The 17,798-nt window shown below is 61.9% G+C and carries 12 protein-coding genes; 2 read left to right on the plus strand and 10 right to left on the minus strand.

Features of this window, described 5'->3' with window-relative positions:
• Positions 1 to 88 precede the first annotated feature (88 nt).
• The gene (locus DWU99_RS11095; protein ID WP_199535770.1) at positions 89 to 1,108 is read right to left on the minus strand and encodes an ROK family protein; all 1,020 of its coding nucleotides are present in this window, start codon (positions 1,106 to 1,108) and stop codon (positions 89 to 91) included.
• Positions 1,109 to 1,122: 14 nt separating this feature from the next.
• Entirely contained in the window at positions 1,123 to 2,535 is a 1,413-nt protein-coding gene (locus DWU99_RS11100) for an APC family permease (RefSeq protein WP_115478079.1), read from the minus strand.
• A 206-nt stretch (positions 2,536 to 2,741) separates the two neighbouring features.
• Here DWU99_RS11100 and DWU99_RS11105 point away from each other — a divergent pair, with 206 nt between their 5' ends.
• Positions 2,742 to 3,941, plus strand: a complete 1,200-nt coding sequence (locus tag DWU99_RS11105) for an ROK family protein (RefSeq protein WP_115478080.1) — start codon at positions 2,742 to 2,744, stop codon at positions 3,939 to 3,941.
• Positions 3,942 to 4,086: 145 nt separating this feature from the next.
• Here the strand turns inward: DWU99_RS11105 and DWU99_RS11110 are convergent, their stop codons facing one another.
• From DWU99_RS11110 to DWU99_RS11135, 6 genes are all read right to left on the minus strand, one after another.
• A complete protein-coding gene (locus DWU99_RS11110; RefSeq protein ID WP_115478081.1) occupies positions 4,087 to 5,136 on the minus strand; it encodes a hypothetical protein in 1,050 nt (349 codons plus the stop codon).
• A gap of 249 nt (positions 5,137 to 5,385) precedes the next feature.
• A complete protein-coding gene (locus tag DWU99_RS11115) occupies positions 5,386 to 6,108 on the minus strand; it encodes a DUF1223 domain-containing protein (RefSeq protein ID WP_158543274.1) in 723 nt (240 codons plus the stop codon).
• A 1,066-nt stretch (positions 6,109 to 7,174) separates the two neighbouring features.
• Positions 7,175 to 8,209 (minus strand): HDOD domain-containing protein, encoded by a 1,035-nt coding sequence (locus tag DWU99_RS11120; protein ID WP_115478083.1) that lies wholly within the window; start codon positions 8,207 to 8,209, stop codon positions 7,175 to 7,177.
• A 209-nt stretch (positions 8,210 to 8,418) separates the two neighbouring features.
• Positions 8,419 to 10,350, minus strand: a complete 1,932-nt coding sequence (locus DWU99_RS11125) for a M61 family metallopeptidase (RefSeq protein ID WP_325048471.1) — start codon at positions 10,348 to 10,350, stop codon at positions 8,419 to 8,421.
• 136 nt (positions 10,351 to 10,486) lie between these two features.
• Positions 10,487 to 12,043: an amino acid permease gene (locus DWU99_RS11130; protein WP_115478085.1), complete on the minus strand. Its 1,557-nt coding sequence runs from the start codon at positions 12,041 to 12,043 to the stop codon at positions 10,487 to 10,489.
• A gap of 272 nt (positions 12,044 to 12,315) precedes the next feature.
• Positions 12,316 to 12,732 carry a DoxX family protein gene (locus tag DWU99_RS11135; RefSeq protein WP_115478086.1) on the minus strand — a complete coding sequence of 139 codons (417 nt, stop codon included), beginning with the start codon at positions 12,730 to 12,732 and terminating at the stop codon, positions 12,316 to 12,318.
• A 327-nt stretch (positions 12,733 to 13,059) separates the two neighbouring features.
• Here DWU99_RS11135 and DWU99_RS11140 point away from each other — a divergent pair, with 327 nt between their 5' ends.
• On the plus strand, positions 13,060 to 15,588 hold the full coding sequence (locus DWU99_RS11140) for a TonB-dependent receptor (RefSeq protein ID WP_115478087.1): 2,529 nt from the start codon (positions 13,060 to 13,062) through the stop codon (positions 15,586 to 15,588).
• A 44-nt stretch (positions 15,589 to 15,632) separates the two neighbouring features.
• Here the strand turns inward: DWU99_RS11140 and DWU99_RS11145 are convergent, their stop codons facing one another.
• The gene (locus DWU99_RS11145) at positions 15,633 to 16,901 is read right to left on the minus strand and encodes a sterol desaturase family protein (RefSeq protein WP_115478088.1); all 1,269 of its coding nucleotides are present in this window, start codon (positions 16,899 to 16,901) and stop codon (positions 15,633 to 15,635) included.
• 1 nt (position 16,902) lies between these two features.
• The gene (locus tag DWU99_RS11150; RefSeq protein WP_115478089.1) at positions 16,903 to 17,640 is read right to left on the minus strand and encodes a lysoplasmalogenase; all 738 of its coding nucleotides are present in this window, start codon (positions 17,638 to 17,640) and stop codon (positions 16,903 to 16,905) included.
• Positions 17,641 to 17,798 lie beyond the last annotated feature (158 nt).

Genomic DNA, 17,798 nt, shown 5'->3' on the forward strand with positions numbered 1-17,798 from the left:
TTCTGGTCTTGAGTGCCGGTTCGGCCTTCCCAACGATCTGTGTCAACGCGGTTCGGGACTCCCCAGCCATGAACCGCGGCTTTTTTCGCTATCGATAACGTGTTGCCGCGCGCGGCCCGGCGTCGCGGGTCGACTTGTTTGCAGATGTGTCGAAGATCGCGTCAGGCAGCGGCGGCAAGGCGGCCGCACGGCGCGCCAGTTCCATCGCACCCCAAAGCGGTGCATCCTCCGCGAAGCGTGCGCGCACCAATGCGGGCGGAAATGGCACCAGCCGCTGAAGCAGCCGCGTCAGGTTCGCCTCCAGCATTGGGAATTGCCGGTTGACGCCACCACCGATGGCGATGGTTTCCACGTCGAACGCAATGGCAAGGTTGACGAGTTGAGCCGACAACGCATCCATGCGCCGCTGCAACTGCTGCTGCAGCGCAGGCTCGCTGCTTTCGAACAAATCCTTCGCACCATGCTCCGAACCGAGTGTCCTGCGCGCCAAGTCATCCAGCGCGGCACCGGAGAACAGGTCCTCCATGGGGGCTACGCCGTCCTGCCAGCCCTTCCATCGTGCGGAGTCAATGCCATCCAGAAAGGGCGTGAGCTGATAACCGATTTCCAGCGCCGCACCGTGGCCGCCGCGGTAAACCTCGCCGTGAATGATCGCGGCGGCCGCGAGCCCCGTGCCGATATTGAGATAAAGCGCGTGTTCGGTTCCGCGTAGCGCGCCCCACACATGCTCGGCGATCGCACCAGCCTTTACATCGTTGTCGAGCACGATCAACGCGTCGCCAAACGCAGCGACAAGTTCCTCATGCAGGCTCACGCCTTCCAACCCGGGCGCATTGGGTGCCATCAGCAATTGATGCCTGCGCACGACACCGGGGAACACAGCAGCCAGCCCCAGCAGCGGGGCATTCGGATCGAGCCGAAGGCTCACCTTCACTTCATGGATGATCCGATGCAGAGCCGGGCGACCAGTGAGGCCATCCGCATGCGTGTCTATGCGGCAGCGTTGCAACGCACCGGTCGACGTGTCGAAGCTCGCAGCCTGAGTCTTGGTGCCACCGACATCGATGGCAACCAGCATGCCGTTTGACGACGAAGTAGACGACTTCAAGGGTGTGTCCTTACTCATGCGTGCTTTGCCCGCAAGCCATGCGTGCGAGTCCAGAATCGGTGCGCGATCGAGCCGATCAGAAGCCACGCCAGCGACCATTGGATCGGATACGCCCCCGGTGCGTTCTTGTCGGATGCGACGTAGATGTAGAGCCAGCCGATGAGCGCGATCAGCGCCGGCAGCGGGTACAGCCACATCCTGTAAGGCCGGGTCATGCCGGGTCGTTCGCGTCGCAATACGAAGAGCGCCACGATCTGCGCCACCGACTGCACGAGGATCATCACCGCGGTCAGCAACTGGATCAGCGTGGTCAGCGACGTGAGGCGGCCGATGATGAAACCGAGCGAAGTGAGGATGCCCATCGACAGCAACCCCCAGGTGGGGAAGCCGAGCTTTCGATGGATCTGCGCGAACGATCGGAAAAACACGCCGTCGCGCGCTGCCTCGTATGGCACGCGCGAACCGCCCAATATGCCGGCGAATACCGAGGCGCCGCAGGTGATGAGAATCAGCACCGTGACCACGCCGGCTGCCGTCGGGCCCCAGGTCTCGTTCAAAACCACCGACGCCACCGCGTTGAACGCAACCGATTGCTGATCGAGCATGCGATGCCAGTCGACGACACCGAGGATGCCGATCTGCATCGTGAAATACACGACGAACATGCCGAGGATCGAGAGCACGATCGACGCGGGAATCACCGATCCGGGACGCTTGATCTCGGCACCGAGATAGGCCGTCGTGTTGTAACCGAGGTAATCGTAGGTTCCGATGGTGAGGCTGCCGGCCAGACCGAACCAGAACGCGCTGTTGCCCAGATCGAAGGCGCCGCGCGGAAAACTGAAGGCACGCGCGGCATCGAAGTGGGTAAGCGACGCGACGATGAGGCAAAGAATGCTCGCGAGCATGATGATCCACAGCACGATGCCCAGGCGGCCGATGGCGCCGGTGGTGCGCCAAAGCAAGCCGATCGTCACCCAGATCAGCGCGAGACCGAGCACATGGCCATGCATCGCGCTCATGTTCGGAAAAAACCAACCCACGTATTGCACGAAACCCATGACGCCGGTGGCCATCGTCATCGGGATGAACAGCATCGCCGTCCAGACGAACAAGAAGGGCAGCAGCGTGCCCGAGCGCTTGGCGAAGGCTTCGCGCAGATAGATGTAAGTGCCTCCCGAACCGGGCATGGCCGCGCCGAGTTCAGCCCAGACAAGGCCATCGCACAGCGCCAGCAGAGCCCCGAGCAACCACCCGACCAGCGCCTGCGGACCGCCGATGACCGCTACCATCGCCGGGATGGTGATGAAGGGTCCCGCCCCGCACATCTGGCTCATGTTGAGCGCGACCGCGGCGGCCAGTCCCAGCCTGGGCTTCAGTTCGGGTGTTTCGGGTGTTTCGGGTGTTTCGGGCGTTTCGGGTTGCATGCGCTTGGGCGGCTCCGGAAAAACAGCGCGAACGAGTTGGACGGGACTGCCGGAGCCAAGCAAAACACAAGTTCTATATTAATTCAAGTTGAAGAAATTAATACGACCCTGATGTAAGGTGACAAGGCCGCTCCCCGCCATGCCCCATGCCCGGCTCCACTAGAATTCCCGCGCGATCCATTCGAGCAAAACGAAACCCGCCAGCGATGCAGACGCCCTTGAAGTCCAACAAGCCAACGACGGGTACCAATCTCGAGCATGCTCGGCTGCACAATCGCCGCGTCGTGCTGGAAGCCATTCGACAGGCCGGTCGCCTGACGCGCGCCGACCTCACCCGCATCACATCGCTCACGGCGCAGACGATCTCCAACATCGTGGCGGAGCTGCTGGACGAGTCGAAACTCTCAGCGCACGCACCGGAGAAAATCGCGCGCGGGCAACCACCTGTTCCCCTGTCGATCAATCCGGACGGCGGCTACTCGATCGGCTTCCACGTGGAGCAACACCAGATCGTTGCCGTGCTGCTGGATTTGAAAGGCGTCACGCGCGGACGGCGCGTTTTCTCCGTGAGCTACCCGACGTTCGCCGAAGCCCTGCCCGTATTGATGAAAGGCGTCGAAACCTTTCGCCGCAAGGTGGCAGCCGACCGCTTGCTGGGCATCGGTATTGCGTTGCCGGGGCCGTTCGGCGTGGAAGGCATGAGCGCCGTCGGTCCCACCGGCATGCCCGGATGGGACGATCCGCAAAGCCTTGCTTCGTTGCGGAAGATGGCAGGACTTCCCGTGCTGATGGAAAACGATGCCACCGCCGCCGCGATGGGCGAACGGCTCTACGGCATCGCCGGTGGTTTCAAGGACTTTGCGTATCTGTTCGTCGGGCACGGCCTCGGCGCCGGTCTGTACTTGGACAACCGCCTCTACTCCGGGCATTGGCGCAACGCCGGAGAAATCGGCCACATCATCATGACGCCGAACGGCAAGCCCTGTTACTGCAGCAAGCAAGGGTGCATCGAGCGCTATGTCTCGGGTGCATCCCTGCTCGAACACATGGGCATCAAGGCCGACCGCAACCTCAGCGATCTGGATCTTTCCGAGCGCAAATACGCCGCCGGCATCAAGCGCTGGCTCGCCGAAGCGGCACCCGCCTTGCGTCATGCCGTGGGCCTGCTCGAATCGCTGCTCGATCCGGAAACCATCCTGGTCGGCGGAACGCTGTCGAACGACATCCTCGGACGTCTGATCGAACAAACCCTTCCACTGTTTCCGTCGGTCAGTGTGAGGGCCGAGCGTGCGCACGCGCGCTTGCAGCTCGGCACGGCGGGACCCGATTGCGTTGCGCTCGGTGCGGCAGCACTGGTGGTGTTGGCGGAACTCAGTCCCGATTACCAGGCGCTGCTGAAAGCCTGAGCGGCCAAAGCAGCCGTCACCGCGCTGCCTCTTCGTGGTATGCACTGCCGCTTCGCCTGATCATCGGCTACGGCTTTTTCGCGAGATAAGAATCAAGGCGCCCTCCCAGGAGGGCGCTTTGCGTTGCGTGTCCGCAGACGACCTATCAATAATTGAAGCGGCTGTCGTCGCGAAGGATCGCGATGCCGTTCGTGGTGGCACTGTTGATCGTCGCTGTGCTCTTGAGGTTGAAGTTGCCATCGCCATCGACATGGAAGATGGAAACGTGTGAAACGGCTCCGTTGGCATCCACCACGGCGGCGAGATTGTCGCGGTACGTGATATCGGTCGGATTACCCTGGAAGGTCGCGACCACCGCGGCATCCTGAATGATCTTTTGTCCGTACACCGCATAACGCGACACGGAGTGACTGGGCGAGTTCGCCGAGAACAGGAACGGGCCGTCGAGCGTGACCCAGCAGGGCGCCGACTGCGTACCCGATCCGGTGACCGTCAGCACCGCGTCATCGCGCACCAGGCTGATCTCGTTGGCGTGCGCGATCGTGACGTACGCATCGTTGCCGCGGGTGGCCAGGCCGAAGGGAGCATTCACGTTCGCGGGGATATTCGCGACCAGCTTCGTCGAACCCGTCACCGCCCCGCCGTCGCTCAGATTGACCGTCTCGATGGCGTTGCTCTTTTCGCTGATGACGAGTTGCCCATGCAGTACGCCGACCTGCGCGGCCGAGCCGTCGCCGATCACCAGGGAAGCCTCACCGTCGGCGGTCGGGTGCACGCCGTAACGGTCGATGAGATGCGACTCGATATGCGTGGCGGTCAGGATATAAAGGTGATCTTCGCCGAAGGCCACGCTCACCGGGTTGGTGATGGCGGGAACGAGCTTCTCGAAGCGAAGACCGCCCTCGGAAGAATCTTTCGCAAAGACCGATACGTTTCCAGATCCGAAATTCACCACGGCAAGCAGGTCGTGGTTCTGCGCGATACCGCCGGCGTTGCCGCCCACGCCTCCCGCGCCGCCAGTCGGGATTTGCTCAACGAGCGCACCGCTGGTGTTGTAGACGAGAAGCGCGTTGCTCGACGTGTTGGTCGCGGTGACGATGAGCGCGTGATCGACCCAGGAGAAATTGTCTTGGGCGCTGGCGACGCCTGCGGTCAATAGAGTCAACGCCGCTACGCCGACGAGTGGCTTTTTCATGGTTGTTCCTCATTCAAGTCGTCATGTAAGGAAGGCGATGCGTGTGATCGCCAATTTCGACTTCCGATGACCGAATGCATCGGCCATGGATTACTTCGACGACTTCATCGAGATGGTTACAGCTTTCGTTATTCGTTTTCCGAAAAAGACCTTCGTGATGCGAACTGCAAGGCGTATGACGCAAACGTGCAATGTTTCATCGATGCCTGTTGCACTTGTGTTTCACGCAGAGAACACACGCGCAGCCAATCAGCCGCGCGACGTCTCCGCGCTCGATGCGCTCACGATGTCACCGCCGCCGGCGATTTGCACGAGTACCGCCGTCGACAATCCCTGCGATTTCGCGGCTGGAATTTGAAATGCCTCGGAGCTTCCGTTCCAGCGCCCGAGCTTGACGAGCTCGCGCACCACGTTTCGCTGCGGCAGCGTGCGCCCCGCGTTTTCTCCGGCGCCGACGGCGACCCGTAGCGTGCGCGGATCGTAGCGAACGAGCCACACGTCGCAAGGCGCCTTGACGGACGCGTCATCCCCGACCGTTACCTCATGCGCGATCCACGTCACGGATGGACCATGCATCGATGCGGCGTGAATCGCATCGTCGAGTTCGGCTCGATCGATGCCGACGAGGCTGGTATGTCCGTTGACATAGACCTGCGGCGTGTAAATCGTATCGCTCTCGTGATATCGCGCGTACGCTTGCTGCCGGTCGGTGTAGGCCGTCGCTCCGAAAGTATCCTTCCACCCGAGGTCGTCCCAGTACGTGACGGCGAACGACAGCGCCAGCACGTTGGGCTGTCCGGCGATGGCATTGATGTTGGCTTCCGCGGGCGGGCAAGAGGAACATCCCTGGCTGTGGAAGAGTTCCACGACGACCAAAGGTTGGGCTTTTGCTTCCGTGGCATAGCCGTTGGAGAAGGCACAGATCGTTAAAGCGAACCCGACGAGGGTCGAGAGGACAAAGTGCTTTGTCATGGTGTGGCGAATATTCCGTGTGCTGAGGATGCAAAGCGTGCAAGGACGCGCGCCTGCCTGGTATTCGCTCATCACTCTTCGGGAGTTACACACCGCCTCGGCCGGTCGGATGTCGCAAGCCGCGCACCGGCTTCTTCACGCAATGAAAGCGGACAAATTCAAAGTTGTGCGTTATCGCTAGGTTGCTCGCCTGCGCGGCGGGCGTTTCGTGCTCTCATGTGTGCGCACGCTTCATTTCCGTCGTCCCGGCGAAAGCCGGGACCCAGTGGCGTCGGGTTTATTTGTGCGTTGCCGCCAGGTTGCTCGCCTGCGCGGCGGGCGTTTCGTGCCTCTGCCGAGGCCCGAGTCACTTTCTCTTGCTTGCCCAAGAGAAAGATAACCAAAGAGAAGGGCACCCCGGAGCCGGTGCTCTGCGGGCTACGCCCTCCGAGGCGTGAGCTGGGGCCGGGCTTTTCGACAGGGCTTCCTGCCCTGGCGAAAAGGGATCGGCATCCATGCCGATCCCCCTGCGGGCCTGATCGTCCCCAGCTCACTCACCGACTACGGGGACCCGGGGCGCGCGATGCGCGCACTTTTCAAAAGAGCAACACCCAAGAGCCAGAGCAAAAGAGCAAAGAGCGGCATGCAACGACACGCCCGCTCTTTCCGGCGCTATGCGCCGGCATCGAGTGCGCGCATAGCCCGCTGCTCTGGCTCCGCTCTTGATCTTGGGGCCCCTTGGACCCGGCGGAGGGATGGAGGATCAGCCCGTAGGGGAGCCGACATGGATGTCGGCTCGTTTTTCGTCAGCACAGGATGTGCTGTCGAAAAACCCCGTAATCCCTCCGCGCACTTTGCGGGCATCGCCCGCAAAGCGGGTACTCGGGGCTGCCCTTTCTTTGGGTTACTTTTCTTTGGGCAAGCAAAGAAAAGTGACCCGGCCGCTGGCAAGCGGACGGAACGCCCGCCGCGTAGGCGAGCAATCTGGCGATACCACACCAATGAAAACTGAGCCCACTGGATCCCGGCCTGCGCCGGGATGACGACCAGGAGACATAACGCAAGCAGCGAGGCGACACACCAAACATCAAACCTGCCGAAAATTCCTCCGCAACTCCTGCTGCGCCCGATCCACCAACGCATCCGGCAACCGATCCACCCGCGCACTCGCCGGCGGCGTCGCCCGATCGATCACATGGTTATCCGCCAGCATCTGGATCATCGCCAGATGATCCGCCGCCAATAACGCATTACCCAGCTCGGTCACCGGCGGCCTCGAACGCGCCTCCAGCCGTTCGCGCAACGCCTCGATCACATTCGGCGGCATTTCCCAATGCCTGGCCGCACGCAGCGTAAGATGGTTGGACATGCTCACGTAGCTGTTGAGAAAAGCGCGGCTGAAAACACCCAGCGTCGGCGGCGCTTCCTGATCGAGCAAGCGGATCATCGCGCCCACGCCCGCGTTGCAGACCACGCCGGCCAGATACGCCTCGAAGGGATCGCCATGGCCCTTCGCCAGATACGTGCTGGCGGAGGCACAACGTTCGGCGTGATCCCACAGACGCTGTCCCGCCGCATGGCCGAGCATGCCGGCGCTGGCCTGCAGGATCGGCTTCATCACGTGCTGCGTCACCATCTGCCGCAAGCCATCGTGCCCCAGCAATACGACCGCATGCTGCAGGCTGGAGATCGGCCGCGCGGTGCGGTAATGCGCACTGCGGCTGACCCGCATCACTTCGCCGACCAGCACCGGATCGCGTCCGATCAACTTGGCGACCTTGGTGCCATCGGAGTTTTCGCTCTTGAGCAGACGCAGCAGCTGCGGCAATACCTCCGGCAGACGCGGCAGCGTGGTGATGTCGAACCGGTCGCCGCCGCACAGCTCGTCGAGCCGCTTGAGCATGACCTGCTCCGGCGGCCGCAGCTCCGTGGCGTCGGAACCCGGCATGCCCAACACCAGCCGGTAGAACCAGTCCTGGACATCGGCGCCGCTGAGCGCCGGCGCGGGCTCGGCATCGGCATCGGCAGGTTTGGCTTCGTCCGGCCACGGGAGGACCACGCCGAAACGCGGCCGCTCTTTCGGCTCTTCGCGCGCGAACAGTCTCTTCCAGAACCTAGCCATCGCCCTACCCCGGCAAGAATTTGCGAATAAATCCTTCGCTCCTGCCCGGTATATCGGCAGAAATTCGCAAGGCTTAACGGATCACTCAACCAGGCGGAAAAGGCCGTGGCGGTTCGGGGTAACCCAGAACGCTGGCGAAAGCCTAAAAAAAGGCGGCCATGGGCCGCCCCTTTTCCATCGATTCGCGCGATCGGGTAGCGCCGTCTCGCTTATTTGCGCGGCGCGACGATCGCCCCGATCAGATCCTTGCCATCGGCGCGCACCAGGTGCGGATAACGCAGGCCGCCGTGGTAGTCCACCTTTACGGTGCTGTACACATCCACGTTCTTGACCAGCAGTTCGATCGGCGCCTGCGACGACTTCGCGGCGGTCACCGCGTCCTTCAGCACATCGGCCGAATAATCGCGCCCGTTCACGGCGACGATGGTCAGGCCCGGAACCAGGCCGGCCTGGAAGGCAGGACCGTTCCACTGCACATCGCCGATCCGGCCGCTTTGATTGACCATCAGGCCCATCGAGTAGGCGAGATTCACGCCGTGGCGAATGCCTTCGTACGCTTTCTCCTCACCGTTGGGCGTGTCGTTGAAGACAAGCTTCCAGCCCCCGCGCTCGATACCGTGTTCGGGCAAGTCGGCGCCGGTGTAATCAAGACGATCACGCAGGAACTTCGCCCAGTCGAACGGCTGCACTTGGTTGAGCGTCTTGATGACGTCGTCGAACGTGTAGGTCTTGGTGATGTAGCTGCCGTTGTCCATGCCGTAGAAAGCATGGGCGAAGTCGTCGAGCGAATGCTTGCCGCCGCTCAGTTCGCGAATCTTGGTGTCGACATCCAGCCACAGCAGCTGGCCTTCCGGATAGAAGTCGGTATCGCGTATCCAGTTGATCCAGCTTTCCGAACCGTAGTAGGTGAGCGGCGCGGCGTCGGCGGTGTCTTGCAGCGAGCGCCATGCACGGCCGGTGCGATAGGTCATCGAGGCGGCGATGTTGGCGATCGAGTCGCGATACTGATCCGGACTCCACAAACCGGCACGGGCGGTGAGGATGCCGCACCAGTAGTCGGTCAGGCCTTCGTAGACCCACAGCAAGTCATCCTGCATGGGCACGTTGAAGTTGGGTGTCCACAGATCGGCGGGACGGCGGAATTTGCCGTTCCACGAGTGCACGAACTCATGCGGCATCAGGCTGGCGGCCACCAGATGCATGTCGTCGTCGGTGAAGAAATCGGCCGGCAGGCGATCGTCGCTGGACTGGTGATGCTCAAGGCCGAAGTGGCCCGTGTGGTCGGAAAGCGTCAGCAGGAAGTCGTAATGATCGTAGTGATGCGCACCGAACAGCAGGTTGGTCTGCTTGACGACCTTGCGCTGCTGATCGAGCTGCTTGTCGGTGAGCTTGACGTCTTTCGCCGAATCGCCCACCACATTCAAATGCACCGGCACGCTTGCGCCCGGCGCGAGATCGACGCGATTGAAATTCGCGCCCGCGATGATCGGCGAATCGACGAAGTTGTTGAAGCTCAGCGGCTTGAAGTGAACGGTGTTGCCCGATTGGCTATCCACTTCGAGCGCCGAACCGAACTTCCAGCCCGCGGGCAGTACCACGCTGGGCTGGATCTGGATCTGGCGCGTGTAGTAGCCGGCGGGATAGAAGGCGACCTGGTTGAATTCCACGTCGACCAGGTCCGGTGTTGCCGATGCGCTGGCGCCGAAGTTGCTGCCTTCGCCATCGCCCGGCGACAGGAACTGGAATTCCAGATCGAGCTGGCTCACGCCTTCCGGCACATCCAGATGCAGCGCAAACATGTCGCGCAGATCGCGCCGCCACGACAGCTGCTTCCCATTGGCGCGAATGATCAGGCCCGACACGTTCTCCACCGGACCGGAAGGCGCATGCTCGCCGGGAATCCATTTCGGATAGAACAGCGTGAGCGCGCCCGGCTTTACCGGAATGGTTTCGTGCGAACGGAAGATGCGTTTGCCGGCATCGGTCAGGTCGACGTTGACCGTGAGCATGCCGGCATAGGGTTGATCGACAGGCGCCGGCGCGTCGGTAGCTCCGGTTTGCGCAGCCGCCGCGGCCGAGAAGGTACAGGCCGCGAAGATGGCAGCCGCGATCACGCTGAAACGCATCGGTTTTACTTTCACAAAACAACTCCGGCAGACACTGTCCGCGGAGCGCCCGCAAGAACAGCAGGTGGGTGATGACCGCTGATCAGCGGTTTACTCACCCATGGTAGAGCCAAGGCCCTACCCGTCCTCCCCTGCCAGAGGTCATGACTAATTAGTTCTTGGTCGATGCGTGAATTTCTAAACGACTATGGCGTATTCCGTATCCGAAATAGATCAGGCAGCCCAGCGCCATCCAGATGATGAAGCGCTCGAAGGTGATCCACGGAAGACCACCGATGCGATGCCAGCCGTCAGCATCCGACCACGGCACGCCGAAGATCAGCAGCAGCGAAAACAACACGCCCAGAGGCGAGACCAGCGCAAGCGCCGGCGCGCGGAAACTGCGCGCGACATGCGGCTTGCGCAGGCGAAGCACGAGTACGGCCGTGCAGATGATGATGAAGGCGCTGAGCGTGCCGATGTTCACCAGCTCGGCGACTTCGCCGATCGGCAGCAACCCTGCCACCAGCGCGGTGAACACGCCGATGATCACGGTGGGACGCGCAGGCGTGCCAAAGCGCGGATGGATGTGCGCGAACCACGCCGGCAGCAGGCCGTCGCGCGCCAGCGCAAACCAGATGCGCGCTGCGCCCAGCATGAAGGCGAACAGCACGCTGGTGACGCCGATCACCGCCGCCGTGGCGATGGCGACGCTCACCCAATGCAGGCCAATCGATTCGAACGCTTCGGATACCGACGCATCGCCGCCGAGATGGCTGTAATGCGTAATACCGGTCAGCACCAGCGAAACGGCGATATACAGCACCATCGCCACCGCCAGCGACAACAACACGGCGCGCGGAAGATCGCGCTGCGGATGCTTCGCTTCTTCGGCAGCCGTGGTAAGCGTGTCGTAACCGAACACCGCAAAGAACACCACGCTCGCACCCGTCAGCACGCCGGCCCAGCCGAAATGTCCCACGCCCTGCGCATCGATCACGCGCGCGGGAATGAAGGGCTGCCAGTTCGCCTTTTGCACATAGAAGACGCCGACGCCCACCACCAGCAGGACGCCGATCACCTTGATCGCAACCACCAGCGTGTTGAACCGCGCACCCCATTCGGTGCGGATGGTCAGCAGCGCGGCGACCAGCAGCGAAATCGCCGCGGCAATCACGTTGAAGCGATGGCCGTCGCTGGGACCGGCGATGGCCTGTGCGCCATGCACGCCGAATATCTGCTGCAGGTAGTACTCCATCGTCTGCGTGCTCATGCTCTGCTGCGCCCACACCGGCAGATGAATACCCGCCGAGCCGAGCAGCACCTGCACGTAGCCGGACCAGCCGATCGCCACCACGGCCACCACCAGCGCGTATTCCAGCAACAAGTCCCAGCCGATGATCCAGGCCACGAATTCGCCCAGCACGGCGTAGCCGTAGGTGTACGCGCTGCCCGTCACCGGAATCAGGCCGGCGAATTCCGCGTAGCACAAGGCGGCGCATGCGCTGCCGAAGCCGGCGATGATGAAGCTCAGCGCCACCGCCGGCCCTGCGTTCATCGCCGCCTGCTGTCCGGCCAGCACGAAAATGCCGACGCCGATAATGCCGCCGATGCCGATCGCGGTGAGCTGCCACAGGCCGAGCACGCGCCGGAAATCGCCGCGCCCGCCCGCTTCCGTCTGCAGTTGTTCGACGGACTTGTGGCGCAGCATCCTGCTCAGGAAACTCATCGGCGGCTCTCCAAAACGAAAGCGTCGATCATAGCGAATGCGGGAAGCCGGTACGGCTGCCGGAAGGGATATCTGACAGAGTCCTGCCGCGACCATGCTGCGGTGCAGCTTATGCGGATGCGGATATGTGGTATCGGCTACCTCACGATGAAAAGCCGATGCGCAGATTCACCGCGAGCGGTGGCGGAACCCTCGTTCCGCCGACCGCATTTGATGTCACACACCCGGACATCTCGATTGGCGCGTGGCGCCAACTGCGGCGTCCATGCCGCCTAGCGCCGGTCGATCGAATATTTGCCTGGCCCGGTCAGGCACAACAGCAGCAATCCGCCGGCGATGCTCATGTTCTTGTAGAAATGGATCATCGTGTCCAGGCGCATGCCGCCGGTCAGCTCCCAGAACTTGTGGCCGATCAGGGCGGTGAGCAAGGTATACAAGGCGAGGAGCAGCGCCAGCGGCCGCGTATAGAGGCCCACCAGTATGGCCAGCCCGACGACAAGTTCCATGATGAGCGCACTCAAGGCCGCAAGCGTGGCGAGGGGCAGCCCCACGGATTCCATATAGGCAGCCGTGCCCGAAAAATTCATGAACTTGTCCCAGCCGAAGATCACGAACAGGCTCATCAGCAGTACGCGGGCGATCAGGAGCAGGATGTCCCTGTAGCGGTCGAACAACTGTGTGTATCGCATGATCATTCTCCCAAGGAGAACCACACATCACACCTGGCTCGCTCGACGATGCCATCCCGGGCCAGGCGACCCTCTGGCGTCCACTATGGAACAAACCGGCTTGCGTTCCAACTCGGATAGGCAGCAGATTTTCGTCCCAGTTTCACACCTGTGCGCACACGGCTGTGCCGGTCCCTTATTTCAAGCGATGGCATGTGCCGCTTGTTGCAGCGCAGCTATACACGCGCAGTCACGGCAAGTGAACATACCTGTGCGTATCCATGCTGCAAACGGGATGGGGATCCCAGGCGTGGCGCTGCGAAGCATTGTCTGACCGGGGAACAACTCATGCTCATTTGCAAGCGGAGGCTCGCCTCCGGGATTGGTCTTGCCCTTTTTGCTGGTGCCATCGGCTCCATCGCCTGTCCAACCATCGCGCAGGATGCATCCGCGCCATCCAGCACCACCAAGTCGGACCGCACGGCGAAGCAAAAGCCCGCGCAGGCCACCAAGCTCGAACAGATCACGGTGACCGCGCAAAGCCGCTCGCAGGAAATGCAGGACGTGCCGATTGCGATGAACATCGTCACCGCCAAGCAGATCGATGCAGTAGCCGCGACCGACCTTAGCCACATGAATCTGTTCGTGCCGGGCCTGGTCGTCGACAACACCGACGAAACGCAGCCGACCTATCGCCTGCGCGGCATCGAAACGGACGACTTCGGCATCGGCACCGATTCGGCCGTCGGCGTCTACATCAACGGCGTTTACCAGACACGCGACGGCGGCTCGCTGATGGCGTTCAACGACGTGGCGCGCGTCGAAGTGCTGAAAGGTCCGCAGGGCACACTGTTCGGACGCAATACCGCGGCCGGCGCCATCTCCATCATCACCAACGAACCCACCGACAAGTTCGAAGGCGATGCGCGCATACGCATCGGCAACTACGGAAAGCGCTACGGCGACGCACGCATCAACATTCCCTTGAACAAGGACATGGCGCTGCGCATCAGCGTGGTGGACAACCAGAGCGACGGCTGGCTGAAAGATGCGGCCACCGGTCAGCACTACGGCAAGGACGATGAATGGGGCTTGCGTGCGGTCTATCGCTGGAACATCACGCCCGATACTCAGGTTCACCTGGCTTACGACCATGATCGCGTGAAGCAACCTTCGCGTATCGACATGGGATTGGTTCCGGTGTCGTCGACGAATTTGTATGAACGCGCGCCCTTCCCGGCCAACCCATCCACGTTCTACAACCCGCTCAACGCGCCGTTCTACAACAGCGCCACCGACGGTCGCGAGGAACGCAACTACAACGACGCCACGCTTACCGTCGATCACAATTTCAGCTGGGGCAGCCTGACGTCCACCACCAACTTCACCGACTACAGCATGTCGCACATCGAAAATGGCACAGGCCTGCAGCAGGTGACCGAATACCTCAACACCGGCGTGATCGGCACCGGACACACCTGGTATCAGGAATTCAAATTCAGCGGCAACAACGATCTGCTCGACTGGGTCGCCGGTGCCAGCTATTACCAGGAACACTCCGACGAAACGAGCCTGGCACGCGTCAACACCGACACCTACGACACGCTCGCGCTCAACACCGGCATCGGCAAGCAATACACGCCGACCGGCACGATCTTCGGCTACTTCAATTCCGTACTGCAGTCGTTCGGGCTGCCGTACAACCTGCTCGGCGATCCGTGGACGGAAACGGTGTACAACACCGGCCGCTTCAGCGCGATCGCGGGCTACGGCGACACCATCTGGCATGTCACCGACAATCTCGATTTCACGGCGGGCCTTCGCCTCACGCACGACGTGAAGGATTTCAGCTGGTTCACGCCACCGCGCTACGCGCCGCAACTGGACGCCACGCTCGCGCAGATGCAGGCGGCGGGCCTGCTGAACCTCGTTCCGATCCTCACCGGCGGCAAAGTGACTGCGCAGCAGTTGTTGAACATTTTGACGCAGAACCAGATCTTCACCACGGCGGTAAACCAGCTGGTGCAGAAGCGCGCGAACTGGAACGATGCCAGCCCGCGTTTCGTGCTCGATTACAAATTCACGCCAAACATCATGGGCTACGCCTCGGTCGCCAAGGGTTACAAGGCCGGCGGCTTCGACGGCACGGAACCCGGTGCCGAATTCGCGCCGGAGAAAGTCTGGAACTTCGAGACCGGCGTGAAGAGCACGTTCCCCGACCAGAATCTGCTAGTCAACGCATCCGCCTACTACTACCGCTACGACAATCGCCAGACGCTGACGCTGATTCCCTCCAGCGAAGGCCTGGGTGTCCCGGAATATCAGGTCAGCAACACCAACCAGGCGGCGAAGGGCCTGGATCTGCAGGTGGAATGGGTTCCTCTGGACGACCTGCGACTGGCCTTCAACGGCGGCTATATCGATTCGAAGTACACGCACGCCGAAGTGCCGATCGGCGTGAGCACCGCGGGCCAGATCCAATACGCCAACGTGTCCGGCCAACCCGTCGACGAGCCGAAGATCTCCTACTCCATCAGCGGCTCCTACACGTGGCACGACATCGCCAACGGCAGCGTGACGTTCAACGCCAACTACGGATTCCGTGGACCGCTTCGTTGCAACGATGCGTCGGTGTTCCAAGGCAAATGTTCGTTGCCGAGCAATTTCGATCTCAACGCCACCCAGAGGCGCACCGACATGCGCGTGGACTGGACGGCCAATGGCGGACGCTGGGGCGTCGGCCTTTTCGTCAACAATGTCTTCAACCAGCGCAACGTGATCGGACTTGGCACCGTATCCCAATCGGTGTTGGGTACGCCTTATGCGTACATCACCGCACCGCGCGCGTATGGCGCGGAGTTCCGCGTGAAGTTCTGATGCATCGAGGCATGGTCGTCCCGACCTCTGTCGGGACGACCGGGTCAGCCAAGCGCCGGTCGTATCGATGCCGAATGACGCCGCTCATAACCGGCGACGAACAACAGTGCCACTGCACTGAGGCCGAATACGACCGTCATCGCTACGGCAAGCCGTGCATCCAGCTGGGCAACACCAAACCATCGCTCGCTGAGTAACACCGCTACGGCGGTACCCGCCGTGCGCGCCAGCTCAAGCCAGATGCCCACGCCGCGCCCTTCCAGCAGAAAGCCCAGTGCCCACAAACTGTAGACAAGGTAGGCTGCATAAGCAGCAGCCTCGGACAACGCCATCTTCGGCGCAGCGCCGAGGAAGTTCACGCCGATCAATAGCATCATCGTGAACTGCACGAGACAGTAGATCTTCAACGGGCGTGACATCGGCGGGTTGTAGCGGGCATGACCGATGTCGAACGCCGCCTTGGGAAAACGCGCCGCCGCGTCGGCCGGACGCCAGCCCGGCGGCTTGAACCACACGCGCAGCTTGTCCAGCCAGTTGCGCGCGTGCCAGCTGTCCTTGAGCATCGCCCAATACACCTCGATATTCGCCCAAAGCGGATTCCAGCTTTGCAGCGGCGCACGCGTGCCGTAGACCGGCGGATCGTCGTCGTTCTCTTCGACAAAGCTGCCGAAGATGCGATCCCAGATGATCAGGATGCCGCCGTAGTTGCGATCGAGGTAACGATCGTTCACGGCATGATGCGCACGATGATTGGATGGCGAACAAAATACGCGGTCGAACCAGCCCAGGCGATCGATCACCTCCGTGTGCACCCAGAACTGGTACAGGAGATCGATGATCGCGATCACCGCGAACACTTCGGTGGGATAACCGAGCAGTGCCATCGGCAGATAGAACAGCCAGCCCAGCAGAAATCCGCTGCCTGTCTGGCGCAATGCGGTGGTGAGGTTGTAGCTCTCGCTCTGGTGATGCACGACGTGCGCGGCCCACAGCACATTCACTTCGTGCCCCAGGCGATGCAACCAGTAGTAGAGCAGATCGTAAAGCAGCAACCCGCTGATCCACACCCACACGCTGTTCGACGGCAGTGTCCACGGCGCAAGATGCGCCGCGCACCAGCCGTAGATGCCGATGGCGAACAACTTGGTGAATACGCCCACGATTTGCGAGATCACGCCCAGGCCAAGGCTGTTGATCGCATCGTTGCCGTAATACACATCCCGGCCGCGCCACTTGGCGACCAGCCATTCGATGCCGATCAACAGGAAGAAGCCCGGTATGGCCCAGGTCATGATTTGTTCGGGTGTAATCATGTCAGCCTTGCCCGCCTGTGAGCGCCGTGGGTCCTCGTTCGACGGAACGGGCGATCAGCCACAGTGCTGCGTAGTACGTGGCCAGTATATATAGCGCGGACCACGGTAAAGAGGTGCGAAAACGATCCCAGGCGAGCAGGCTGTCGCTGGCCATGAACAACAGCGCGCCGAGACCTCCGTAACCCGCCGAGATGGCCCTCGCATCCCCCTGCGTCCGCAGCCACAGGGCTCGCCCCAAGGCCTGGCCGGCCATGGTCGTCAGCACACATATATATAGAAGCACGGGTGCCCGCATCGCCGGCGCCATGCCGGGCCAGAGCAACGCCGCCATGCCCGCGCCGAAAGCCAGGCATACCAGCCATGGCCACCATCGCACGGCAAAACGGACATCGCTGCTGAATGCTGCAATGAACCATCCGTGCGCGAGCAGAAAGCTCACCAGCCCGGGTACGAACAGATCCACGGGCAACATCAGCAGGATGTCGCCAAGCAGGCAGAACGCGATGCCGACAAGCATGTAGCGGCGATACATGACGGATACCGGCCATGCGACGCGCCAGGCCATCATGAAGATCGCAAACGTCGCGAGCGGCTTGCACAACCAGTGCAACCCATGCCACGCATCCGCCCCACCGCTGGTGGCAAGGGAACCGACAATCGCGCCGGCAGCAAGAACGACGATCAGCAAAAGCCTGCGGCCTGATGCGGGCGATGCATGCGTGGACGACACTGCGGACATGCGCGATCTCCGTGCGAAGCTGTCCGCCGATCATAGCGGGTACGCCGCTGTTGCGACGACGCACCGTTTGAAGCGCTTGAATCAGGAACGCGCGTTAACGTTGAAGAAGCATTGGCGCGGCGCATCCAACGGCTGCGTGAACACCCGCCTGCCTTGCG

It is taken from the genome of Dyella psychrodurans (assembly GCF_003363265.1).
Lineage (GTDB): Bacteria > Pseudomonadota > Gammaproteobacteria > Xanthomonadales > Rhodanobacteraceae > Dyella_B > Dyella_B psychrodurans.